Source organism: Actinoplanes ianthinogenes, assembly GCF_018324205.1.
Classification (GTDB): Bacteria; Actinomycetota; Actinomycetes; order Mycobacteriales; family Micromonosporaceae; genus Actinoplanes; species Actinoplanes ianthinogenes.
The window spans coordinates 8450324-8474894 of the sequence record NZ_AP023356.1; the positions used below are offsets into that span (position 1 = coordinate 8450324).

The window sequence follows — 24571 nt, forward strand, 5'->3', positions numbered from 1 at the left end:
ATTGATGGCCATCCGCCCTTCTCCACCGAAGCAGAAGGAGGACCGCATGACCCCGGACCAGATGACCGTGCTGCGGCTGCTCTGCGACACCGTGGTGCCCTCGATCGACCATCCCGACGACGCCGACGGCTTCTGGGCGCGCCGTGCCACCGACCTCGGCGTGGACCAGGCCCTGCTCGTCACCCTCCCGCCCGAGCAGCTGCCGCTGGTGGCCGGCCTGCTCGACGCCCTGGAGGAGCAGGGGTTCCTGACCGCCACCCAGGCGCAGCGCGAGCAGATCCTGGCCGCCGTGGCGGACGCCGTCGCCCCGCTGACCGCCGCGATCCTGTTGCTGCACTACGGCCTGACCGACGCGCACGGCCGCAATCCGAACTGGACCCGCCTCGGCTATCCCGGCCCGGCCGCCCAGGTCCCGCAGGCCGACCCACCGGCGATCACCCCGCTGCGCCCGGACGGCGACCTCGACCTGGAGGCCGACGTCGTGGTGATCGGCTCCGGCGCGGGCGGCGGCCTGATCGCCGGCCGGCTCGCCGCCACCGGCGCCCGGGTGGTCGTCCTGGAGGCCGGCCGCTACCGCACCGAGGCCGACTTCGCGCAGCTCGAGCTGCTGGCGTACCGGAACTCCTATCGCCGCGGCGGCCCGGCGCCCACCGGCGACCTGAACATCACCCTGATGGCCGGGGCCGGGCTCGGCGGCGGCACCGTGATCAACTGGACGAACTGCATCCGCACCACCGACCGGGTCCGCCGGCAGTGGGCCGAGCACGGGCTCACCGACCTGACCACCCCGGCCTTCGACAAGCACCTCGACCTGGTCTGGCGGGAGCTGTCGGTGAACGACCGCTGCTCCGAGTTCAACCGGCCGCACGAGGCGATGCACCGCGGGGCCGAGGCACTCGGCTGGTCGTTCGCCACGGCGTTCCGCAACTGGGACGAGAAGCGGCACGACACGCTGATCGCCGGGCACCTCGGGTTCGGTGACGCGTCCGGGGCGAAACGGTCGACGCTCAAGGTGTACCTCGAGCCGGCCGTGACCCGGCACGGCGCCCGGGTGGTCGACGGCTGCCGGGTCGACCGGATCTTCACCGAGAACGGCCGCGCGGCCGGCGTGGTCGGGCATTGGACCGGTGCGGACGGCACCCGGTCCGGCGACGTCCGGGTGATCGCGCCGACCGTCGTGGTCGCGGCCGGTTCGCTGGACTCGCCCGGCGTGCTGCTGCGCTCCGGGATCGGCGGCCCGGCGGCCGGGCGCTACCTGCGGCTGCACCCGTGCACGGTCACCCTCGGCGACTACGGGACCGACATGCAGGGCTGGTGGGGGCCGCCGCAGGCCGCGCTGGTGAACGAGTTCGCGGCGGTCGAGGACGGTTACGGCTTCCTGATGGAGAGCGTGCAGTACACCACCGGGCTGGGGGCGTCGGCGCTGCCGTACACCACCGGCGCCGAGCACAAGCAGGTGATGGCCGGCTACAAGAATCTCGCCTCGTTCATCGGCCTGGTCCGCGACCGCGGGCACGGCCGGGTCACCGTCGACGACAGCGGCGAGACGACCGCCTGGTACTCCGTCGACGACGAGCTGGACGTGCGCAACTCGCAGCGCGCCATCGAGGCCCAGATCCGGCTGCACCACGCGGCCGGGGCACGCGGGATCCGGCTGCTCGGGCACGGCCTGGCGCCCTGGTCGTCCGGCGAGAGCCTGGAGGAGTACATCGCCCGGGCCCGGGAGATCCCGCTGCGCGCGGGCGGCGCGGTCCTGTTCTCCGCACACCAGATGGGCAGCTGCCGGATGGGCGAGGACCCGGCCACCAGCGTCGCCGACCCGCGCGGCGAGCTGCACGACACCCCCGGCGTCTGGATCGGCGACGCCTCCGCGTTCCCGACGGCCTCGGGCACCAACCCGATGATCACCATCATGGCCCTGGCGTCCCGCACCGCCGAGCACATAGCCGCCGAGGCCCGCTGATCTCTTTTCGTACGCGACCGGTGGGCACCGCCGACCCGGGCGGCGCCCACCGGCCTCACACCGTCACCACGATCTTCCCGGCATGGCCGTTCGTCTCCATCAGGCGGTGCGCGTCGCCGACCCGCTCCAGCCCCTCGAAGACCTCCGCCACCACCGGACGCAGGCTCCCGTCGCGCACCCCCGCGTCGAGGAAGTGCCACATCCGCCGACGGCCGTCCGGGGTGCCGGACAGCTGCGGGTTCGCGTACCCGCGCACGGTCAGCGGCCAGTTCAGTGGCAGCGTCATGGCCGCCCCGCCGAGCCAGCCGTAGACCACCACCGTCCCGTTCTCGGCCGCGGCCGTGCCGAGCGCGGCGAGCCCGGGCCCGCCGATCGGATCGAAGATCAGCGCTACGCCGGATCCGCCGGTCACCTTCCGGGCGGTCTCCGGCACGTCCGCCGGCCCGTCGACGATCACCTCCGCCGCCCCGTTCGCCCGCAGCAGCGCGGCCTTCCCCGGACTGCGGGTCACCGCGATCGGGATCGCGCCGATCCGTGCCGCCACCTGCACGGCGGCCAGCCCCACCCCGCTCGACGCCGCGGTGATCAGCACGTGGTCGCCGGGGCGCAGCCCACCCGTCTCGAGCAGCCCGCCGTACGCGGTCGAATAGGTCATCCACGCCGCGGCGCCGCGGACCGGGTCCAATCCGCCCGGGCGGCGCAGCACCGAGGTGGCCGGCAGCACGATCCGGTCGGCGTAGACGCCCTGCGCGCTCATCTCGATCCCCGGCCCGGTGAGCACCGGGTCCCCCGCGGCAACCTCGGTCACGCCCGGCCCCACCGCGGTGACCGAACCCGCCGCCTCGTAGCCGAGCCGCGACCCCGGCAGCGTCGGCTGGTAGTAGTACGTTCCGGCTCGGAACAGCGCCTCGGCCCGGTTCAGCCCGATCGCCTCGACCCGGACGGCGACCTCGCCGGGCCCGGGCGCCGGCAGACGCCAGTCCTCGATCTTCAACACCTCGGGGCCGCCCAGCTCATCGAACCGGACGACGCGTGCCATGTCACTCATGGAGACGACGCTAGAAGTCCTCGGTGAGACGATCCATGCCGTGAAGTCTCCCGGTCATGTCCGATAGTCTCGCCGCCATGGACGTGCTCAGCGACGCCATCACCGCGATGCGCACCGGGATCCCGCACGCCTCCCGCACGCTGAAGGTGGCGCCGTGGGGCCTGCGGTTCGCCCCGTCCGACGGCGCCGGCTTCCACGTCATGCTGGACGGATCGGCCTGGCTGCTCCCCGCCTCGTCGGCGCCGGTGGCGCTCGGCCCAGGCGACGTCGTGTTCCTGCCCCACGGGCACGGGCATGGGCTGGCCGACCATCCGGGTAGTCCGCTCGCCGACGTGCGTCCTCTCCCGGACGGCCGCTGGACTGTCGGCCCGCCCTCACCCAGCCCGCACTCCACTGACGCCAGCTCCTCCGATGTGCCCCGTGCCGCCACCGTTGCCGGTGCCGGTGCCGGTGCCGGTGCCGGTGCTGCCGCTGCCGCTGCCGGTGCCGGTGCCGGTGCCGCCGCCGCCGATGCCGGTGCCGCCGCCGATGCCGGTGCCTCTGCCGCGGCCGCTGCCCCTGCCGGTGGCGCTGCCCCTGCCGGTGCCGCTGCCGGTGCCGCTGCCGGTGCCGCCGCCGGTGCTGCTGCCGCTGCCCCTGCCGCTGCCGGTGCCGCCGGTGCCGGAACCTCAGCTGCGGGAGCGGGCGTCCAGCTGATGTGCGGGGCCTACCGGCTGCGCCGCGCGCAGGCGCATCCGCTGCTCAGCGGCCTGCCGGAGGTCGTGCACGTGCCGGCCGGCGATCCGGCGCTGGACGCGGCCGTCGCCCTGCTCGCCGCCGAGCTCGCCGGCGGCGGCCCGGGAGCGGCCGCGGTGATCCCGGCGCTGCTCGACACGCTGCTGCTGTACATCGTCCGTGCCTGGTTGCGCGCCGACGCCGGCCGTACCGCGACCGGGTGGGCCGCCGCCCTCGCCGACCCGGCGCTGGCCGCCGCCCTGCACGCCGTGCACGCCGACCCGGCCCACCCCTGGACCGTGCAGGAGCTCGGCGCGGTGGCCGGACTGTCCCGGGCGGCGTTCGCCCGCCGGTTCACCACCGTGGTCGGGCAGCCCCCGCTGGCCTACCTCACCTGGTGGCGGATGACCCTGGCCCGCCGCCTGCTGACCGGCGGCGACCTGCCCCTGCGGGCGGTCGCGGCGCGCAGCGGCTACGCCAACGAGTTCGCCTTCGCCAAGGCGTTCAAGCGCGAGGCCGGCATCGCTCCAGGTCACTACCGCCTCACCCGAACTCCGTCGTGAACCCGAAACCGGCCCCGAACTCGTCCCGTCCCGGCAACCGCTGACGACCGACAGGTGGTCGCGGTCCCCGCGTGCCAGGTCAGGTCGTCGTTCGTCGCGTGGCCTCCGTCGGCGGCCCGCACCCGGTCGCGGCCCTGCGCGCCGGGCCGGGAAGTCCCCCGGTCACGGCTGGGCCGCCCGTAAACGCCCGCAGACATCACTGTCAGTGCAGGCGCGCCGCCGGTCCCGTTCCCGATCCGATCGTCCCTCCAGCCACGGTCCGGCAACCCCGGGCTGGTTCTGATGGCCCTTGCGCAAGCCGGGATAGGGCGCTGAGCCCCAGCCGGCAACCCCGGGCTGGTTCTGGTGGCCCTTCCGCGGGTCTCGATAGGGCGCTGAGGTCCAGCCGGGGTCCGGGGTGGGTCTGGTGGCTGCGTTGCGAGTCGGTATAGGACGGTGCGGCCCAGCCGAGGGACCCGGCTGGTTCGGGTGGCCCTTCCGCAAGCCGGGATAGGGCGCTGGGGTCCAGCCGGTGGCGTCGGGCTGGTGTTCAGGGCCCTTTCGCGGGTCGGGATAGGGCGTTGGGGTCCAGCCGGTGTCGTCGGGCTGGTGTTCAGGGCCCTTTCGCGGGTCGGGATAGGGCGTTGGGGTCCAGCCGGTGTCGTCGGGCTGGTGTTCAGGGCCCTTTCGCGGGCCGGGATAGGGCGCTGGGGACCAGCCGGTGCCGTCGGTCGGCGCCCAGGGCACTGTCCCGGCAGGGAGAAACACACACCATCGCGTTATCCACAAGCCCGTTCGTCGAGGCCCTCAGAATCCGTCACACTGTCCAGGGAAGGCCCCCTGGGTGGGCGGGCTGGGAGCGGGCTCCGGCGGCTGGCGGCTGCGACCGTGAGCAGCCGCTCCGTGGCCTGGTGCGTAGACCGCAACCGCCCGCCGGACCCGAACTGGCGATCGCGACCGTCACCTCCGCGGCCTGGCACGCAACGACCCACGGTCCGAAACCGGCGGCCGCGACTCCCCGCTCCACGGCCTGGCACGCAACGACCCACGGTCCGAAACCGGCGGCCGCGACCCCCCCACTCCGCGGCCCGGCGCGCAACGACCCACGGACCGAAACCGGCGGCCGCAGCAGCGACCACCGGCCGTACCGAAAAAGGGTCAGCGCCAGCAAGCGGTCCGACCGACGCAGGTGTGCAGAGCATCGACCGCGGCGTGCAGCTCAGCGAGCCGAGCAGCCGAAAGCGTCCCCACGATGTTGTTCAACTGGTGCGGGTCCGCGGTGCGGTCGTAGTACTCCGCCGCGCCGTTCCGGTACTCGACGTAGGTGTAGGTCGCGGTCCGGAGCGCGTTGTAGGTGGGCGGGTTGCCGCTGCCCGGCTCGGGAAGGTCAGGGTCGGAAGGGTCCACGTCCGGCCCGTGGTGCTCGATCAGGGCCGTGGTTCGCCAGCCGGCCGGCGCCGGGCCGGTGAGCAGCGGCTTCAGGCTGCGTCCGTCCACCTCGGTGCCGGTTGTCGTGCCGGCCAGGTCGGTGAAGGTGGGGCGCAGGTCGATGTTGGCGGCCGGCGCGGTCACCGTGATCCCGGCCCGGACCCCGCCACCGGCGACGATCAGCGGCACGTTGACGTCGGTGTCGAACGCCGTCTGCTTGCCGGGGTTCAGCCGGTACTGGCCCATGTGATAGCCGTTGTCGGAGCTGAACACGAGCACCGTGTGGCCGGCGACGCCCGCGGCCTCCAGCGTCTGCCGCAGGGTGCCGATCATCCGGTCGATCGACTGCACGGCCTGCGCCCGCTTCCGGTACGCGTTGTCGATCTTCGTCTTCTCGTCCGCGGTCAGCGGGTCGTGGGCGGCGAGCCAGGCCGGGGCGTTCGCCGGCAGCGTGTTGAACGCGGGCCCGCGCGGCGCCGTCAGGTTCGGGAACCTGTCCAGGTCCTGAGGGTCCGGCGTGTACGGCGAGTGCGGCGTGAACGTGGCCAGCTCGATCAGGAACGGCTTCCCGGCCGCCGCCGAGTCGGTGATGAACCGTTGCGCCTTGCCGCTGATCACCCGGGTCAGGTAGTCGGCCGGCGTGCTGCCGTAGTGCCGTACCGTCCCGTTCTCCAGCAGGTTGTAGTTGTACCCGGCGTACCCGGCGCCGGCCACGTCCCACTCGGTCCAGCCGGGTGGCACCCAGCCGTCGGCGGGCAGGTAGCCGTTGAGGTACTTGCCGAGGAACGCGGTCCGGTAGCCGGCCTCGGTCAGGTCGGTGGCGAACGTGTCGCTCTCCTCGCCGCGCTGGTGGAACACGCCGAAGCCGCCGTCGTCACCGCCGTTGGTGTAGATGCCGGTGTTGTGCGGGAACCGCCCGGTGAAGATCGACGACCGGGAGGGGCAGCACAGCGAGTCGGTCACCGTGTAGTTGGCGAACGTGGTGCCCTCCGCGGCGAGGGCCTGCACGTTCGGCATGTACTGGACCAGGTTCTTGGACAGGTCGTCGGTGAGGACGAAGACGAAGTTGGTCCGGGGAGCGGCGGCCGCCGGGGAGGCGGGGGCGGGCACGGCGGCGAGCAGCCCGAGAGCTGCCGCCGCCGCGAGGACGGATCGACAGATATTCATATAGAAACTATATGGTTTATAGGAATGCTAGGGACAGCCCGGCTCGGCGGGGAGCAGGGGACGGCCCACCACGGCGTAGACCTTGCCGCCGCTGCTCCAGCGGGACTCCTCCTGGGGCGTCCCCGCGAACGGCACTGCCGTCGTGGTCACCGTGCAGAGCCCCGCCTCCGTGCGAGTTCCCCGCTCCAGCGGCTCCAGCGGCCACGGCCGCACGGTCCCCTCGGACCCGACGCCGCCGGTCGCCAGCACCGCCACCGCCACCGGCCGGTACGCGATCGCGTCGGCGGGCGTCTCCGGCAGCGTGCGGACGAACTCGCTGACGTCGTCGCCGTCGTCCGGCGCGACGACCCGGGTCGTCCGCACTCCGCCGGCTGTGCTCAGCGTGATGGTCAGCAGCGACGAGTCGGTCTCCGCCCGATTGTCGATCTCGCCGCCCCGATCGAGGCCGGCGCTGTACGCCCGGTCCACCAGATCCCGGTACGCCCCCGGGGACAACCGGTACTCCCGGGCGGACCGCAGGGCGTCGTCCCCGCCGGCCGGGACGATCACCCGTCCGCCTCCGTAGAGCGAGAACCGCGGCACCTGCCCCCGCTCCCAGGGCCGGGGGCTGCTCGGCGACACGGTCACCTGGAGCACCAGCGTGGCCGGGCCGGCCGGAAGGGACTCCGGACCGGCCCGGCCGCACGAGGCGGTTCCGGCGAGCACCACGGCGAGGAGCGCAGTCATCCGCATGCTGACTCCGACGACCCCGGGTGGCCGGCGGTTCCGCGCCGGACTCAGGACAGGGTCAGGGTGTACGTCCCCGACCCGGCCCGGTTCACCACGACGACGCCGTAGCAGCCTTCGCGCTGGTCGAACGTGATCGCCTCCGGTTGCCCGGGGCCGTGGCCGACGGACTCGGCGGCGGCCTGCGACCGGCCGATCGTCCAGCTCGCCGCGTTCGCCGCGTCCGAGCTGAGCAGGAACAGCTCGGCGTCCTGACTCGCGTCCGAGGGCGTCACCGTGACGGTGGTGGTCGCGGCGGCGCTGGGGCAGTAGTCCCAGACCGCCACGACGTCGTCCGCCCCGTTCATCGCCTGGGTGGCGCCGTTGAGCAGCAACCGGTGCCCGGCGGCCAGCTGGATGCGGTAGTCGCCGGTGCCGGTCGAGCTCGACGGCCGGCGCACCACCGGGTAGTAGTCGCCGAGCGGGCGCTTGCCGCTGTCCACCGCGACGAAGTCGACCGTGTCGCCCGGCAGCACGCTGGTGGCGAGCTGCTGCGACAGCGCCGCGTCGTCGTAGAGCGCGAGGTCGTAGTCGACGTTCGCGGGCGGCCGCAGCGCCACCACCGACCAGTACGCGTACGTCGTCTCGTACCGATAATTGTTCGGGGTCTCCGGGGTGGGCCGGGTCAGCGTCACCCCGTCGCTCAGCCCGAACCGGAATCCGTAGTCGATCCCGTTCTGGAACAGCGCCCCGGCCGGCCCGTCGCCGACGTTGTGCCCCTCGAGCCCGCGGTTCGTCCAGAACTCCCGGAACGTGGCCGACCGCCGGTCGAGCATGGTGTCCCAGAGGGCGTCCTTGCCGCTCTCCTGCCAGTTGTCCCAGCCCTCACTGCCCGGGTCGATCAGGTCCCAGAGCGATCCGGTGACCCGGCCCTCGGTCGCGTCCCCGGGGTCGAAGGACGAGGTGTCCTCGACGCGCCAGCCCCGATAGTAGTCGTCGTTGTAGATCGCCATCGGGTACCAGTTCGCGAAGCCCTCGGTCCAGGCGCAGCCCGGCGAGCTCGTGGTGTCCATGGCATGCGGGCTGCAGTTGTCGGACGGCGGCCAGTTGTCCTCGTACAGGTCGCCCATCACCGCGTGGCCGTATTCGTGCACCGCGTCGGAGCGGTCGTCCGGCGTGGCCGGCTCCAGGTACACGGTCCGGTTCGAGTGGCGGTAGACGCTGACGTCGTCGCTGTCGTCGTCCGGGTAGACGATCTCCATCCGGCGGCAGTCGCCGGTGTCGCGGGCGTCCCAGCACTCGCCGGGCGTCCACTCCTTGGCGTCGTTCGCCATGTCGAAGGAGTGCAGCACCCGGTGCAGGGTCTGGTCGGCCGGGGCGAGCCGGCCGTAGTCGACGGTCCGGCCGTTCGCCAGGTTGTCCTTGCGGGCGGAGTTGAAGTCGTAGACGTCGCGCGAGCCCAGGAAGCCCTCGTCACTGACCCGCCACAGGCCGTTCTCGGCGACCATCTTGACATAGACGTCCTGCCCGCCGGACACGTCGGTGCCGTTGTCGAAGCAGAGCCGGTAGCTCCCGCTGTCGTCGGTGAGCGCCGAGTCCAGCAGGTCGTCGGCGCCGATCGAGTCGTAGTCCCACGCCTGCACCTGGATGTTCGGCGACGGGTGCCCGGTGCCGGCCGGCGCCTCGTAACCGACGGTGCCGGTGACACAGGTGATCGCCTGGATCGACGCGCCGCCGGCCGGCGGGTCGTCGCTGTGCGGCTCGGCCAGCCCGTCCTCGGACACGGGCCGGAACTTCTGGGACGTGGACGGCACGAGCGGCATCGTGTCGGGCAGCGCCTGCAGCGCGTCCGAGTTGCGCGAGGCGTCCAGGCCCAGGTAGGAGTCGGCGGCGGTGGCCCCGACGCTGAGCAGCAGCATGTTCGCGTCGTCGTCCAGCGGCGACGCGGCCGGACCGGTCACCCGGGCGCGCACCGAGGTGGACGCGGCCGCGACGCCGCGCACCTTCGCCTTGTAGCGCAGCGTCTTCCCGGCCTTGACGTCCACGACCCGCGAGGCGCGCTGGACGCCGTCACCGTCCTCGGGCAGCAGCGGGCCGAGATCGGTCAGCTTCCAGCCGGCCGGCCTGCTCTGCCAGTCCAGCGCGGCGGGCAGGTCGGCCTCGATCCGCGCGTGGTCGATGTCGGTCAGCGCCCTCACCTCGATGGTGAGTTGCGCCGTCGCCCCGACGGCCGGAGCCCGGTCCAGTGAGGCGACCACCTGGACGCAGGACGACCAGTCCGGCGGCACCTCGCACTCGGGCTCGGTCCCGGCGCCGGCCGGCGCCGCATACGCGACGCTTCCGGTACCCAGCACGAGCGCCGCGGACAGGCCGGCGACGGCGATTCCTCTGCGTTTACGCACCTGTGTTCTCCCTCGTTCGTCCACGGACCACGAGGGAGAACACATCGCATCACACCGATCTGGACGCCCCCGCGATCCAGCCACAACTCGGCACAAGGTAGCGATGAATATCTATGCATGGCAAGGCCAACTCATAGATCTACAGCGATATAAAAGATCAAAAACGGAAGACCCGATTTCGGTACGACGGGGAGCACCGTGATCTCGCCGCCCCGGTCTGCGGTACCGGGACGACGAGAGAGGTCACGGCCGGGCGTGGGCGAGAGCCCACTCCAGGGCCTTGTCGGCGACCTGTTCCCAGCCCGGTTCGGCGCAGGTCCAGTGCGAGCGGCCGGGGAACTCGTGGTACTCGGTGACCGTGCCGGGCGCCTTGTAGTGGTGCGCGTTCGACTTGTTCACCGACGGGGGCATGATGTGGTCGGCGCCGCCGGCGATGAACAGCAGCGGGGCCCGGCCGGCGTTGTGGTAATCGACCCAGGTCTCCTGCCTGCCCGGCTTGAAGTTGGCGATCAGGCCGTAGGCCCAGACCCAGTTGCCCGGAGCCGGGATGGCGTACCGCTCGTACGCGGCGAGGGCATCGGAATCGGACAGCGTGTTGGTGAACGCGTAGTGGAACTGCTCCGGGGTGAATCCCGCCGCCCGGTGCCGCTTCGCCGGGTTGTCGAGGATCGGGAACAGCGACTTGATCTGTGAGGGCGGGGTGACCCGGATGCCCTCGGTCGGCGCCGAGTCGATCACCACACCGGCCGCGCCGTGCCCCCGGTCCAGCAGCAGCTGGGTGAGGGTGCCGCCGAACGAGTGTCCGATGATGATCGGCTTCTCGGGCAGCGACGTGATGACCTTCTCCAGGTGGGCGATCGTCTCCGGTACGGTGACCGTGGCGATCGGGGTCGGGTCCGCCCGCAGGGCCTCCACCTCGACCTCGAAGCCCGGGTAGGCCGGGGTCAGCACGGTGTGCCCCCGCGCCTCGTAGTACGGAACCCACTGCTCCCAGCTGCGCGGGGTCACCCAGAGGCCGTGTACCAGGACGATCGTGCTCATGCGGTCTCCTCGAACGACGAGAGAAAGGCCAGCAGGTCGTCGCCGAGCTGCTGCTTGTGGGTGTCGGTGATGCCGTGCGGCGCACCCGGGTAGACGATCAGCCGCGCGCCCTTGACCAGCGCGGACGACGCCATCCCGCCGACCTCGAAGGGGACGACCTGGTCGTCGTCGCCGTGGATGACCAGGGTGGGTATGTCGAACTTGGCGAGGTCGCCGCGGAAGTCGGTGGCCGAGAACGCGGCGATCGACTCGTAGGCGTTGCGGTGCCCGGCGGCCATCGATTGCCGCCAGAACGCGTCCCGGATGCCCTGGCTGACCGTCGCGCCGGGCCGGTTGTTGCCGAAGAACGGCCCGTCCGCGAGGTCCTTGTAGAGCTGCGAGCGGTCGCCGAGCGAACCGGCCCGCAGTCCGTCGAAGACCTCGATCGGCACGCCACCCGGGTTGTCCGCCCGCTGGAGCATCAGCGGCGGGACGGCGGAGACCAGGACGGCCTGGGCGGCGCGGGCGGTGCCGTGCCGGCCGATGTAGCGGGTGATCTCGCCGCCGCCGGTGGAGAAGCCGACCAGGGTGACGTCGTGCAGGTCGAGGTGATCGAGCAGGGCGGCGAGGTCGTCGGCGTAGGTGTCCATCTCGTTGCCGTGCCAGGTCTGGGTGGACCTGCCGTGCCCGCGCCGGTCGTGAGCGATGACCCGGTAGCCGTTGTTCGCGAGGAACAGCTGCTGGGCTTCCCAGCTGTCGGAGTTCAGCGGCCAGCCGTGGCTGAGCACGACTGGGCGTCCGCTGCCCCAGTCCTTGTAGAAGATCCGGGTACCGTCGGCGGTGGTCACGAAGCTCATCGGGCGGCCTTTCGGATCAGGTCGGCGGTGGCGCGCGGCTGCGAGATCATGGCGACGTGCGAGGCCCGTACCTCCACGCTGTGGCCGTTGGCGCGAGCGGCCATGAAGCGTTGCGCGGCGGCCGGGATGAGCTGGTCGTCGCGGGCGATCAGGAAGTACGACGGGATCGACGCCCAGGCCGGCGCGCCGGACGGGGTGCCGAGCGTGGACAGGTCGCCGGGGCGCTGGGTGGCGGCCATCAGATCGGTGGCCGAGCGGGGCAGGTCGCCGGCGAACACCTCGCGGAACACCTCCGGCTTGACGTAACCGTCGACGCCGCCCGGGTGCGGCCGGAAGTCCAGCGCCGCCTCGCCGAGCTTGCTGCCCGGGTACTTCAGTTGCAGGCCCTGCACGGTGTCGCCGGCGTCCGGGGCGAACGCGGCGACGTACACCAAAGCCGTGATGTTCGGGTTTCCGGTTGCCGCGTTGGTGATCACGAAGCCGCCGTAGGAGTGGCCGACCAGCACGATCGGGCCGGGCACGGTGGCCAGGAACGACGCGATGTAGTCGGTGTCGCCGGGAACGCCGCGCAGCGGGTTGGCCGGGGCGAGCACGCGGTAGCCGTCGTGCTGCAGCAGACGGGCGACGTCGGTCCAGCCGGACGCGTCGGCGAAGGCGCCGTGCACCAGCACGACGGTCGGTTTCGGTTGCGGTTTCGATCCCGGGGCGGCCGCGGCCGGCGACCCGATGAGGGCTCCGGTGGCGAGCGCCGCGGAGCCGGCGATCAGGGTACGGCGAGTGGTAGACATGCCATCACGGTGCTGGTCACGCTCCCCGCCACGCATCAGTAACCTGACGGTTTCCGGGGCAGCCAGTGCAGCCGCTCGCCCAGCCCGTCCGGCGCCGCGGCGAACGCCCGCTCCACCACGTCCCGGCCCTGGCTGAAATGCGACCAGCCCTCGTAGTGCACCGGGACGATCGTGCGCGGCTGGACCAGGCGGCACAGCTCGACCGCGTCGGCGGCGGTGAGGCTGTAGTGCAGGCCGCCGGTGATCGGGAACTTCACCGCGCCCAGGTGCAGCACCACGGTGTCGACGGTCATCCGGCGTGGCACCTCGCGCACGCCGTCGAACAGCACGGTGTCGCCGGTGATCCACAGGACGCCGTGCTCCTGACCCGCCCAGCCGAGGGCGAAGCCGATCACCGGGCCGACGATCGGCCCGCTCAGCGGGGGTCCGTGCCGGCAGGGCGTGGCGGTGATCGTGATATCCGATTTATCGGGGTCGCTGAGCGTGAAGGTCTCCCAATTGCGCAGGCCGTGCCCGCCCACCCGGCGCGCCCCGGCCATCGTCGTGACAACGGTTCCGCCGAGCAGCGATCGGCCCCGATCGTCCAGGTTGTCCGCGTGGTGATCGTGGCTGAGCAGCACCGCGTCCACCGGCCCGACCTCCTCGGGAGCCAGCGCCGGCCCGGTCTGCTTGCGGGACCTGGTGCCCCAGCCGAACGAGTACGTGCGGCCGGGCGGGTCGAAGGTCGGGTCGGTCAGGATCCGCCACTCGCCGATCTCGATGAGCGTGGTCGGCCCGCCGATATGCGTAATCCGTACGTCTTTCATGCCCCGACCATGCGCGGCGGGGCCGGTGTGCGCATCAGTAACTTGACTGGCTCTTTTGTTTACAGAGACACATTTACGTTTTACGATCCGGTAACGCAAGTGAACGCACATAATCGCGCACAAGCGCACGCAGGAGGCTCACGGTGCAACGTCGTACGCTCCTGGCCGCGGCAGCCGCGGCTCCGTTCCTGTCCTCTGCCACCGCGGCGGAAGCGGCGACCGCCCCCGGCTACGTCACCAACCGCGCGCCCTTGCGCGCCGACGCCTTCCTGCGGCTGCCGCCGGGCGCCACCAAGGCCGCCGGCTGGCTGGCCACCCAGCTGAACTACCAGCTCACCGGCATCAACGGCCGGATGGCCGAGATCTCGCACTTCCTCCAGTACGACAACACCGGCTGGATCCACCCGAACCTCGGCGGCTGGGAAGAGGTGCCGTACTGGCTCAAGGGGTTCGCCAGCCTCGGCTTCGTGACCGGCGACTCCCGGGTGCGGGCGGAGACCACCAAGTGGGTCGACGGGGTGCTCGCCACCCAGGCCGGTGACGGCTTCTTCGGCCCGTCCGCGCTGCGCACCAGCCTCGGCGGCGGCCCGGACTTCTGGCCGCACATGCCGATGCTGCACGCCCTGCGGTCGTACGCCGAGTACACCGCCGACAGCCGGATCGTGCCGTTCTTCACCCGGTTCTTCCAGTTCGTGAACGCGCAGGGGGCGAGCGCGTTCAACCAGAGCTGGGGGAGTCTGCGCTGGGCGGACACCTTGGAGGTGGTGTTCTGGACGTACAACCGGACCGGCGACGCGTTCCTGCTCGACCTGGCCCGGAAGATCCACACCAACTCGGCGAACTACCTGGACAACCTGCCGTCGCTGCACAATGTCAACCTGGCCCAGGGCTTCCGGGAGCCGGCGGTCTACTCGATCCTCAGCGGCGACGCCGCACACCGCCAGGCCAGCTACCACGACTACGACACCATCATGGGTACGTACGGGCAGTTCCCGGGCGGCGGATTCGCCGGGGACGAGAACGCCCGGCCCGGCTTCGGCGACCCGCGTCAGGGGTTCGAGACGTGCGGGATCGTCGAGTTCATGGCCAGCCACGAGATCCTCACCCGGATCACCGGCGACCCGGTGTGGGGTGACCGGACCGAGGACCTGGCGTTCAACTCGCTACCCGCGTCGCTCGACCCGCAGCAGCGCGGCATCCACTACATCACCAGCGCGAACAGTATCGCCCTGCTGGACCGGCCGGGGCACGCCGGGCAGTTCCAGAACGGGTTCGCGATGCAGGCGTACATGCTCGGCATCGACAACTATCGGTGCTGTCCGCACAACTACGGGATGGGCTGGCCGTACTACGTCGAGGAGATGTGGGTGGCCACGCCGGACGGCGGGCTGGCGGCGACCCTGCACGGGCCGGCCACGGTCACCGCGAGGGTCGGTGACGGGACCACGGTGTCGATCAAGGCGGACACCACGTATCCGTTCGGGGACACCATCACGTACACGGTGAGCACGCCCAAGGCGCTGGCGTTCCCGCTGTACCTGCGGGTGCCGGGGTGGTGTTCCGGTGCCACGCTCACGGTCAACGGGAGTGCGGTGGCGGTGAGCGGGCCCTCGTCGTACGCAAAAATCTCCCGGACCTGGGCGAACGGCGACAGAATCGTCTTCCGTCTGCCGATGCGGGCGAGGACCCGCACCTGGACCGCGAACCACAAGTCGGTCTCGGTCGACTTCGGCGCGCTGACCTTCTCGCTGGCGATCACCGAGAACTGGACGCAGACCGGCGGGTCGGCGACCTGGCCGACGCGTGAGGTGCGGCCCGGATCGGCGTGGAACTACGGCCTCGACGGGGCGACCCAGTTCTCCGTGACGACCGGGCTGGGCAACGTCGACGACCCGTTCACGCCGGCCACCGCGCCGATCAGGATGGTGACGCCGGCTCGGAAGATCACCGGGTGGAGGGCGGACGCGGACACCATCGTGACGCCGTTGCAGGACAGCCCGACGCCGTCCGGTGAGCCGGTCGAGCAGGTGACGCTGATCCCGATGGGCGCGGCGCGGCTGCGGATCACCGCGTTCCCGACGATCGGGGCGGGGACGCCGTGGCAGGCGGCGGGGGTGGCGTTCCGGATCCAGAACCAGAACAGCGGGAAGGTGCTCGGGGTCGACTCGATGTCGACGGCGAACAGCGCGCGGGTGGTGCAGTTCAGCGACAACGGGACCGCTGATCACCTGTGGCGGCTGGTGGACAACGGGGACGGCTGGCTGAAGATCCAGAACGTGAACTCGGGGAAGCTGCTCGGGGTGGACGTGATGTCGACGGCGGACTCGGCGCAGGTCGTGCAGTTCGAGGACAATGGGACGGCGGATCATTTGTGGCAGGTGCTGGACAACGGCACCGGCTATGTCCGGATAAAGAATAAAAATTCGGGCAAAGTCCTGGCGGTGGCCGGGGCGTCCACGGCGGACTCGGCGAACGTGGTGCAGTTCAGTGACAACGGGACGGCCGATCACAACTGGCGGCTGGTGCCCGACGGGGCCGTGAAGTTGCAGGCCACGCATTCGGGCCAGGTGCTGGCGATCAACAATATGTCGACGGCCAACGGGGCGCAGTTGCAGCAGTATCCGCCGGTCGGGTCGGCGGACCATGTCTGGAAATTTCAGGACACAGGGGGTGGCTACTTCCGGATCGTCAGCGTGATGGACGGGAAATGCGTCGATATTTCCGGTAATTCGACCGCTGACGGGGCCAAGGCCGTCCAGTGGGACTACGAAGGAGGCGCCAACCAGCAGTGGCGCCTCGCCTGGTCCGCCCCGAACGTCTTCGCCATCGTGGCCCGCCACAGCGGCAAGGTCCTGGAGGTCCAGGGCCAGTCCACCGCCAACAGCGCCGACGTAGGCCAATGGCCCGACCTGCAACTCGCCAACCAACGCTGGCGCCTCATCCCCGCCTGACGCCGGATCCCACTCGCGCCAGCCGTCGTTCCCAGGCTGGCACTCACGGCCCTATCCCCAGCCTGAATAGGGCCGTCAGGTCCAGCCCCGGTCACCGGGCTGGTGCTCACGGCCCTGTCCCGAGCCTCGATAGGGCGGTCAGGTCCAGCCGCGGTTACCGGGCTGGCGTTCACGGCCCTGTCCCGGGCCTGGATAGGGCGGTCAGGTCCAGCCCCGGTCACCGGGCTGGCGCTCGCGGCCCTGTCCCGAGCCTGGATGGGGCGGTCAGGTCCAGCCGGGGTTGTCGGGCTGGCGTTCACGGCCCTGTCCCGGGCCTGGATAGGGCGGTCAGGTCCAGCCCCGGTCACCGGGCTGGCGCTCGCGGCCCTGTCCCGGGCCTGGATAGGGCGGTCAGGTCCAGCCCCGGTCACCGGGCTGGCGCTCGCGGCCCTATCCCGGGCCTGGATGGGGCGGTCAGGTCCAGCCGGGGTTGTCGGGCTGGTGCTCACGGCCCTATTCCGAGCCTGGATAGGGCCGTGAGGTCCAGCTGGGGGTGTCGGGCTGGTGGTCGGGGGACTGTGGGCGGGCTGGGTAGGGGCTTTGGGGACGGCTGGTCAGTCGTGGGGGAGGGCGTCGAGGGCGGCGCGGAGCTGGGCTCGGTTGGTGACGCCGAGCTTGGGGAAGATGCGGTACAGGTGGGAGCTGACCGTGCGGTGGGACATGAACAGGCGCTGGCCGATCTCGCGGTTGGTCAAGCCCGCCGCGGCGAGCAGGGCGGTCTGGAGTTCCTGTGGGGTGAGCTGTTCGCCGGACGGGGTGGCTCGGCCCGCGCTCTCCTCACCGGCCGCGCGCAGTTCCTCGCGGGCCAGCCGGCCCCAGGCGGCGGCGCCGAGTGCGTCGAAGCCGTCGCGGGCCGCCCGCAGCGGGATCCGGGACTCCAGGATGCGGCGCTCACGGCGTAGCCAGGCACCGTAGGCGAGTTGCAGCCGGGCCCGGTGCACCGGCCAGGCCGCGAGATCCATCGACAAGGCCTTGCGGTAAGCGGATGCGGCGTCCCGCTCCGGGGCGAGCACGGCTTCGGCGTACGCCAAGGATCGGTGCAGCATCGGTGAGGGGAAGCGGGCCGCGCGCTCGGCCGCGACCGCGAGGATCGCCCGGACCGCGTCATGCCGCGCGGAGCGGACCGCTGGGTCGTGCCGCGCGGAGCGGACCGCTGGGTCGTGGCGCGCGGAGCGGACCGCTGTTTCGTGGCGGGCCGAGCGGACCGCCGCGTCCGCGAGGTCGGGCAGGGCCCAGCCGCACATGTCCGGGTGGTGGGTGTCGTCGCTCGGGTCGAAGACCCGCAGCAGCAGGTCGAGGGCCTCGTCGTGGCGGCCCGCGGCGTTCGCGGCCATCCCGCGGGCGTGCTGTGCGGCCTGCGCGACGAAGCGGACCCCGACCACGAGCGGGCTCGCCAGCACCGAGTCGGCGAGGCGGACCGCGGTCTCATGGTTGCCGCACATGGCTTCGAGGAGCGCCTGGGCGGAGCGGGCCGCGACGATCCAGAAGTGGTCGCCGATCTCCTCGGCGAGCGACTCGGCCTCCTCCAGGTCGGCGCGGACGGCCGGCCAGCGACCCAGCCAGAGCCGGATGAACCCGGTCGAGGACAGGTTGCGGGCCAGCAGCGCGGCCCGGCCCTGCGACCGGTATCCGGCCGTGGCGGTGCCCATGAACGACGACGCGGTGACGAAGTCGCCGAGGATCAGCGCGGCACCGCCGAGGAACCGCATCCCGTCCACGTCGCTGCGGTCCGGGACCAGGCTGGGCAGCTGCCGGAGGACGGCGGGTCCGTGCACGTCCACCTGGGCATATGCGGCGATGGCGAGGGCGGCCGGATCGTCGGCGGCCAGCCCGAGCTTGCCGAGCACCGCGGTGACCCGGGCGCCGGCCTCCGGCGGCAGCCCGGCCCACCAGCAGCGGGACGCCGCCCGGAAGCACAGCGTGGCGGCCAGTTGCGGGAATCCGTCGGCGAGCGCCGCCAGGGCCAGGTCGCAGAGCAGGTCGAGGCGGCCGCTGTCGCGGAAGTCGCCGGGGTCGACGATCTCCCGGACCAGGGCGAGCCGGGCCCGGTCGGCGGCGTCGCCCTGGGCCGGGTCGGCCCTGGCGGATTCCGCCTTGCCGGTCAGCCGCACCGCGATCTGCCGGTCGAGCAGCTGGGAGGCGAGTTCGGCGGCGCGCAGCAGCAGCGACGAGCGGCGGGCCGGGTCGGCGGTGAGCTCGGAGGCCCGGTCCAGGTCGGTGACCGCGACGCCGAGCGCGCCACGTTCCAGGGCCCGCTCGGCGGCCGCCACGAGGTCCGCGCTGACCTGCTCGTCGGTGCCGAGGGTGGCGGCGCTGCGATGCCAGGCGCGCCGGTCCGGGTCGTCGGCCAGCCCGTCGGCGAGTGCCGCGTGCAGGGTGAGCCGGGCGATGTCGCCTGCCGCCCGGTAGACCGCGGACCGGACCAGCGGGTGCCGGAACCGCAGCCGCCGGTCCTGGATCTGGACCAGCCCGGCGTCGATGGCCGGTTGGATCGCGCCGGCCTGGACCGGTGCGCCGGTCAGCGCCCGCGCGGCAGCGAGCAGGGCGGGCAGGGCGCAGCCGGTGTCCGCGGAGAACGCCGCGACGACCGCCCGGGTCGGCGCCGGCAGCTGCGCGTACCGGTCGGCGAACGCCGATTCGAGGCGCTCGTTGAGCGGCAGCAACTCCCCGGCGTCGACGGTCAGCACCCGGGGCAACTCGACCAGCGCGAGCGGGTTCCCGGCGGCCTCGGCCAGGATCCGGTCCCGCAGGCCGGGGGCCAGGCCGGGTGCGTGGTCGGCGAGCACCCGGCCGGCCGCCTCGGCGTCCAGTTCGGCCAGCAGGAGCTGGGACAGGCCGGTGCCGGAGAGCACCCCGGTGTGCTGGGCGCGGACCGCCATCAGCGCGGCGATCGGCTCCGCGGTCAGCCGGCGGGCCACGAAGACCAGCACGTCTAGGGTTTCCGGGTCGAGCCAGTGCGCGTCCTCGGCCACGATCAGCAGCGGGGTCCGGGCCGCCCGGTCGCCGAGCAGCTCCAGCACGGCCAGGCCGACGGTGAACAGGTCGGGCCGCGAGTCCTGCAACCCGAACGCCCCGCGCAGGGTGCTCTGCAACCGTGGGGTGAGCGCGGGCAGGTCGCCGAGCAGCGGAGCGAGCAACTGGTGCAGGCCGGCGAACGGCAGCGCCGACTCGGCCTCCGCGCCGTTGGTGGTGAGCACCGTCATGCCGGCCGCCTCGGCGCTGCGGCGGGCCGCGCTGAGCACCATCGTCTTGCCGATCCCGGGGTGCCCGCGGACCACCACCGCGCCACCGCGCCGGTCCCGTGCGTGCGCGAGCAACCGGTCGACGGCGGCCAGCTCGGGGTCACGGCCATGCAACTCCATCACAGCGATCACGCTAAGTGGCCGGGAGCGTGGTGCGCGGCGGAGAAATGCGTAGTCGTCACTGTCGACCGCGTAGTCATCGGCGCGAATCACGTAGTCTGCCGCCGTGCTGCGGGGACGCGAGAGAGAACTGGCCGCTCTGGACGCTCTGCTGGAGCGGATCCGGGGCGGGATGAGCGAGGTGGTGGTGCTGCGCGGGGAGGCCGGGATCGGCAAGACCGCGCTGCTGGACGCGGTGGCCGCGCGGGCACCGGAAAAACTCAGGGTTTCCGGGGTCGAGGCGGAGGCGGAGTTTCCGTTCGCGGCGTTGCATCGGCTGCTCATCGCGTACGCGAAAGATCTCGATGGTTTGCCGGAGGCGCAACGCGAAGCGCTGTCGGTGGCCTTCGGGCTGGCCGACGGTCCGGCGCCGGACCGGTTCCTGGTGAGTCTCGCGGTGCTGTCGCTGCTGGCCGCGGTGGCCGCGCGCGGGCCGGTGCTGTGCTGTGTGGACGACATCCAGTGGCTGGACCGGGAGTCGCTGAACGTGCTGGCCTTCGTGGCCCGCCGGGTGCACGCCGAGGGGATCGGTCTGGTGTTCACGGTCCGCACCGGCACCGCCGACGTGGCCGTCCTCGACGGTCTGCCGGAGATCGTGGTCGAGGGACTGCCACCGGCCGACGCCCTGGACCTGCTCGGCTCGGTGGTCAGCGGTGCGGTCGATCCGAAGGTGGCGGCCCGGATCGTCAGCGCGACCCGCGGCAACCCCCTGGCGATCACCGACCTGTCCGGGACGCTGACCGGCAACCAGCTGGCCGGTGCGCTGCTGCTGCCCGAGCCGCTGCCGATCGGCTCCCGGCTCGAGGCGCACTATCTGGCCCAGGTCCGCCGCTTCGCGACGGCCACCCAGCGCTGGCTTCTGGTCGCGGCCGCGGAGCCGCAGGGAGATTTGGGGTACGTCACGAGCGCCGCCGCCGAGCTGGGCGTCACCCCGGAAGCGGCCGACGAGGCGGAGCGCGCCCGGCTCGTCACGCTCGGCCCGGCGGTCCGGTTCCGGCACCCGCTGGTCCGCTCGGCGGTGTACGGCGGCGCGACCAGCACCGAGCGCCGCCGCGTCCACCAGGCCCTGGCCGCCGCGACCACCCGGTCCGCGGACGCCGACCGGCGCGCCTGGCACCGAGCGTCGGCGGCCCTGCAACCGGACGAGGACGTCGCGGCCGACCTGGTGTCGGCGGCCGGCCGGGCCGCGGGCCGGGGCGGATACGCGGCCCGGGCCACCTTCCTGGCCCGTGCCGCCGAGCTCACTCCGGACGAGCGGGACCGGGCCGGCCGGCTGCTCGCCGCCGCCGAGGCCGCGCTCACCTCGGGCGGCCCGACCCAGGCGGACGCGCTGCTCACCGCGATCGACGCCGACCTGCTTTCCAGCACCGGGCAGGGCACCAGGCTGATGCTGCGGGCGCGCACCACGATGGCGCTCGGTGGCGAGCGGGGCATGGCGACGGTGGCGACCACCTGCGTGGCCGCGTACCAGGCGTTCCGCGCCGGCGACCCGGAGCAGGCCCGCACCGCGCTGTTCGACGCGCTGGACTACGGGCTGCGGGCCGAGCACCTGACCGAGGGCGCCGACCTGCGCCGGGTCGCCGAGGTGTCGGTGGCCCGTGAGGGGCGCGGCGAGACGGTCACCGACCTGCTGCTCGACGGGTTCGGCACGTCGATCGTGGACGGTTACGCGGCGGGCGCGCCGATCCTGCGCCGGGCCACCGCGGCGCTGGCCGGCGGCGACGTGGCCGACGCGGACATGCTCAGCCACTTCACCCCGGGGATCACCGCGTGCACCCGGTTCTGGGAGGACCGGGTCCGGGAACGCATCCTGCACCGGGCGGCCGGGGTGGCCCGGCGCACCGGCGCGCTGCAACTGCTGGAGATGGCGCTGTACTCGACGGCGCTGCACGAGACCGCGCTGGGCCGCCTCGACGCGGCCGACGAGCTGCTGCTGGAGGTGGCCGAGTTGCGCAGCGCGGTGGCCGGCACGCCGTACATGTGGGAGGTGTACCGCAGCGCCGAGCAGGTCGGCTGGCGCGCGCCGCAGGACGCGCGGGAGCGGATCGAGCGGGCCGAACAGGCCGGGGCGTGGCTCGGCATGGGCGCCGCGGTCGGCATCGCGGTCATCGGCCGGATCGTGCTGGAGCTGGGGCAGGGCAACTTCGCGGCGGCCGCGGTGGTGGCCGGGGAGCTGGTCGGCCGGGACTACGTGGGTTCGTACACGCGGGTGCTGCCGGATCTGGTGGAGGCGGCCGCGTACGCCGACGACCGGGACCGGGCGGCGTCCGCGCTGGCGCTGCTCACCGAGCGGGCGACGATCAGCGGCACGCCGTGGGCGCTGGGCCTGCTCGACCGGTCGCGGGCGCTGCTGGCCCCGGCCGGGGAGGCCGAGCCGCTGTTCCTGTCCGCGATCAAGACGCTGGGGGAGACCGCGGCGGTCGGCGACACCGCCCGGGCGTACCTGCTGTACGGCGAGTGGCTGCGCCGGCAGCGGCGGCGCAAGGACGCCCGGGAGGCGCTGCGGGCCGCCCTGACCGGGTTCGAGGACATGGGCGCGCCGGCCTTCGCCGAGCGGGCCCGGCTGGAGTTGCAGGCCGCCGGCGAGACCGCGCGGCGGCGGGACGCGGACAGCGCCGGGGACCTGACCACGCAGGAGGCGGCGATCGCGGCGCTGGCCCGGGACGGGCTGACCAACCCGGAGATCGCCGAGCGTCTGTTCGTCAGCACCAGCACGGTCGATTACCACCTGCGCAAGGTGTTCCGGAAGCTCGGCATCGCCTCGCGGCGCGAACTCGGCCGGGTGCTCTAGACGTCCTGGTCCGGGTCGTCGGTGGTGTGCGGCAGGCCGGCCACGCTGAGCACGTGCTGGGCGACGCTGCCGGCCGGGGCGTAGAGCCGGGCCGGTCCGGCGGTCCGGTACAGCACCGCGATCGCGGCGCTGGCCAGGTGGGTGACCGCGGACAGGTCGACGGTGAGCTCGTGGGTGCCGCCCAGGGTGAGCCGCCGCAGCTCGCCGGTGAGCTGCTCGGCGCCGGTCGCGTCGAGCGGCCCGTGGATGGCGAGCCGGCTGCCGGCCGGGGTCGCCCTGATCCGGAAGCCGGCGGCCTCGTCCTGCTCGGCGGGCCGGTACGCCGCGCCCCGGCTGATCTCGCCGGCGTTCAGCAGGGTGGCCGGCGCCGAGATCCGGTGGCCGACGGTGACCGTGGTGCCCGGCCCGTCCCGGTCGATCCGCAGCTCGTCGACCAGCCCGGCGGTCATCGCCAGCCCGATGCCGTGGTCGCGGCGGAACCCCGCGGCGGCGGGCCGCGCCCGGTGCCGCCAGTGGCCGTCGTCGGCGACGACCAGCCGGGCCGTCCCGTTGGTCAGCAGGTCGGCGGTGACCGTGACCGCGCCGTCCGGCGAGTCCGGGTGGCTGTGCTCGGCGGCGTTGGTGACCAGTTCGACGACGGCGTGGGTGAGCGTGGCGAAATCGGCCTCGCCGGCGCCCTGGTCGAGCAGCCAGCGCACCAGCGCGTCGCGGGCCGGACGGATCGCGCCGGCGTCGGCGGGCAGCTCCAGCCGCAGCGGCGGCACCGGTGGGCGGCGGCGCGCGGCGAGCAGGGTGATGTCGTCGGTGTGCCCGGTCTGCCGGACGAGCAGCTCCAGGCTGTGCAGGCAGACCCGTTCGGCGGCGGTGAGCCCGGGGTCGTCGAGGCCGCGCCCGGCGACCGCGTCGACGGCGACCTGGGCCAGCTCCGCGGTGGCGGCGCCCGGGGTACGCCCGGGCCGCTCGACGATGCCGTCGCTGTAGAGCAGCAGCACCTCGCCGGGCTCCAGGCGGTCGGTGGACAGGGCGTACGTGGCGCCGGTGCCGAGCGCGCCGGTCCCGGCGCAGGACAGGTAGCGGGCCGTGTCCGGGCCGGCGATCAGCGGTGGCGGGTGCCCGGCCGAGCAGTAGGCCAGCGCGCCGCCGGCCGGGTCGAGCACCGCGACGCAGACCGTCGCGGCCCGGGCGCCGGGCAGCCGGCGGGCCATCCGGTCGGCCGCGGCGATCGCGACCAGCGGGTCGCCGGACTCGTCGAGCCGGTCGTGCAGCACCGCCCGCAGCTGGCCCATCGCGGCCGAGGCGGCCACGCCGTGCCCCACCACGTCGCCGACGACCAGCGCGATCCGGCCGCCGGAGACCGGGACGGCGTCGAACCAGTCGCCGCCCGCGGCGTCCCCGGCGTCGGCCGGCAGGTAGCTGCCGGCGATCTGCGCGGCCGGCAGCACCGGAAGGCCGGCCGGCAGCAGCTGCCGTTGCAGCGCGGTGATGACCTCGCGGGCCTCCTCGTATCGGCGGGCCGCCTCGGTGGCCTCCAGGCGGGCGCCCTGCTGCTCCAGGACCCGGTCGGTGGCGTCCATGCCGACGTAGTTCAGCCCGGCGACCCGGCCGTCCGGGCCGAACCTGGGGGAGACGGTGAAGTCCACGTACATCTCGACGAGGCGGCCGGAGCCGGGCTCGCGTTCCAGGTGGGCGCGCCAGCCCTGCCCGGCCTGCGGGACGCCGGTCCGATAGACGCGGTCGGCCATCTCGTACAGCTGCTGGCCGGCGATCTCCGGGAACACCTCGATCACCGGCCGGCCGAGGAGGTCGTCGCGGCCCGTCGCGGTGCGGTAGGCCGCGTTCGCGGCGATCACCCGGTGGTCCGGGCCGGCCAGTCCGCACAGCAGGATCGGGGACGACTCGAAGACCTCCCGTACGGCGTCGGCCTCACCCGTCCGGTCGTCCATCCCACC

The 24571-nt window shown here is 73.0% G+C and carries 16 protein-coding genes and 1 pseudogene; 6 read left to right on the top strand and 11 right to left on the bottom strand.

Annotated features, from left to right (window positions below; genetic code table 11):
• Positions 1-46: 46 nt before the first annotated feature.
• Complete coding sequence (locus Aiant_RS38055; protein WP_189331424.1) at positions 47-1963, top strand: GMC family oxidoreductase N-terminal domain-containing protein; 1917 nt, start codon at positions 47-49, stop codon at positions 1961-1963.
• 55 nt (positions 1964-2018) lie between these two features.
• Here the strand turns inward: Aiant_RS38055 and Aiant_RS38060 are convergent, their stop codons facing one another.
• Complete coding sequence (locus Aiant_RS38060) at positions 2019-3011, bottom strand: zinc-dependent alcohol dehydrogenase family protein (RefSeq protein ID WP_189331423.1); 993 nt, start codon at positions 3009-3011, stop codon at positions 2019-2021.
• Positions 3012-3021: 10 nt separating this feature from the next.
• Positions 3022-3213, bottom strand: coding sequence for a hypothetical protein (locus Aiant_RS46175; RefSeq protein WP_229830321.1), 192 nt, complete (start codon positions 3211-3213; stop codon positions 3022-3024).
• On the opposite strand from Aiant_RS46175, the pseudogene Aiant_RS46945 reads away from it, so the two are divergent.
• The 3 genes and pseudogenes from Aiant_RS46945 to Aiant_RS46955 all read left to right on the top strand — a co-directional run.
• A pseudogene (locus tag Aiant_RS46945) lies at positions 3152-3301 on the top strand (cupin domain-containing protein); the annotation flags it as partial. The gene Aiant_RS46175 and the pseudogene Aiant_RS46945 overlap by 62 nt on opposite strands.
• A 130-nt stretch (positions 3302-3431) precedes the next feature.
• Positions 3432-3707 carry a hypothetical protein gene (locus Aiant_RS46950; protein ID WP_342358083.1) on the top strand — a complete coding sequence of 92 codons (276 nt, stop codon included), beginning with the start codon at positions 3432-3434 and terminating at the stop codon, positions 3705-3707.
• Entirely contained in the window at positions 3707-4288 is a 582-nt protein-coding gene (locus Aiant_RS46955; RefSeq protein ID WP_342358081.1) for a helix-turn-helix transcriptional regulator, read from the top strand. Before Aiant_RS46950 ends, Aiant_RS46955 begins: the two co-directional genes overlap by 1 nt.
• Before the next feature lie 1137 nt (positions 4289-5425).
• Here Aiant_RS46955 and Aiant_RS38070 read toward each other — a convergent pair.
• The 7 genes from Aiant_RS38070 to Aiant_RS38100 form a co-directional block, all read right to left on the bottom strand.
• Positions 5426-6862, bottom strand: coding sequence for a sulfatase family protein (locus Aiant_RS38070; RefSeq protein ID WP_189331421.1), 1437 nt, complete (start codon positions 6860-6862; stop codon positions 5426-5428).
• Positions 6863-6889: 27 nt separating this feature from the next.
• On the bottom strand, positions 6890-7594 hold the full coding sequence (locus Aiant_RS38075; RefSeq protein ID WP_189331420.1) for a hypothetical protein: 705 nt from the start codon (positions 7592-7594) through the stop codon (positions 6890-6892).
• A gap of 44 nt (positions 7595-7638) precedes the next feature.
• A complete protein-coding gene (locus Aiant_RS38080) occupies positions 7639-9969 on the bottom strand; it encodes a hypothetical protein (protein ID WP_189331419.1) in 2331 nt (776 codons plus the stop codon).
• Between the two features lie 243 nt (positions 9970-10212).
• On the bottom strand, positions 10213-11010 hold the full coding sequence (locus Aiant_RS38085; RefSeq protein ID WP_189331418.1) for an alpha/beta hydrolase: 798 nt from the start codon (positions 11008-11010) through the stop codon (positions 10213-10215).
• Positions 11007-11846, bottom strand: a complete 840-nt coding sequence (locus Aiant_RS38090) for an alpha/beta fold hydrolase (RefSeq protein WP_189331417.1) — start codon at positions 11844-11846, stop codon at positions 11007-11009. Before Aiant_RS38090 ends, Aiant_RS38085 begins: the two co-directional genes overlap by 4 nt.
• Positions 11843-12634 carry an alpha/beta fold hydrolase gene (locus Aiant_RS38095; RefSeq protein WP_189331416.1) on the bottom strand — a complete coding sequence of 264 codons (792 nt, stop codon included), beginning with the start codon at positions 12632-12634 and terminating at the stop codon, positions 11843-11845. The genes Aiant_RS38090 and Aiant_RS38095 overlap by 4 nt, the downstream gene beginning before the upstream one ends.
• A gap of 35 nt (positions 12635-12669) precedes the next feature.
• A complete protein-coding gene (locus Aiant_RS38100; protein WP_189331415.1) occupies positions 12670-13440 on the bottom strand; it encodes an MBL fold metallo-hydrolase in 771 nt (256 codons plus the stop codon).
• A gap of 143 nt (positions 13441-13583) precedes the next feature.
• Here Aiant_RS38100 and Aiant_RS38105 point away from each other — a divergent pair, with 143 nt between their 5' ends.
• The gene (locus Aiant_RS38105; protein ID WP_189331414.1) at positions 13584-16391 is read left to right on the top strand and encodes an RICIN domain-containing protein; all 2808 of its coding nucleotides are present in this window, start codon (positions 13584-13586) and stop codon (positions 16389-16391) included.
• Positions 16392-16984: 593 nt separating this feature from the next.
• On the opposite strand, the gene Aiant_RS38110 is transcribed toward Aiant_RS38105, so the two are convergent.
• Positions 16985-19792, bottom strand: coding sequence for an AAA family ATPase (locus Aiant_RS38110; protein WP_229830304.1), 2808 nt, complete (start codon positions 19790-19792; stop codon positions 16985-16987).
• A gap of 106 nt (positions 19793-19898) precedes the next feature.
• On the opposite strand from Aiant_RS38110, the gene Aiant_RS38115 reads away from it, so the two are divergent.
• Complete coding sequence (locus Aiant_RS38115; protein WP_189331412.1) at positions 19899-22622, top strand: helix-turn-helix transcriptional regulator; 2724 nt, start codon at positions 19899-19901, stop codon at positions 22620-22622.
• On the opposite strand, the gene Aiant_RS38120 is transcribed toward Aiant_RS38115, so the two are convergent.
• The gene (locus Aiant_RS38120) at positions 22619-24565 is read right to left on the bottom strand and encodes a SpoIIE family protein phosphatase (protein WP_189331411.1); all 1947 of its coding nucleotides are present in this window, start codon (positions 24563-24565) and stop codon (positions 22619-22621) included. The genes Aiant_RS38115 and Aiant_RS38120 overlap by 4 nt on opposite strands.
• Between the last annotated feature and the right edge of the window lie 6 nt (positions 24566-24571).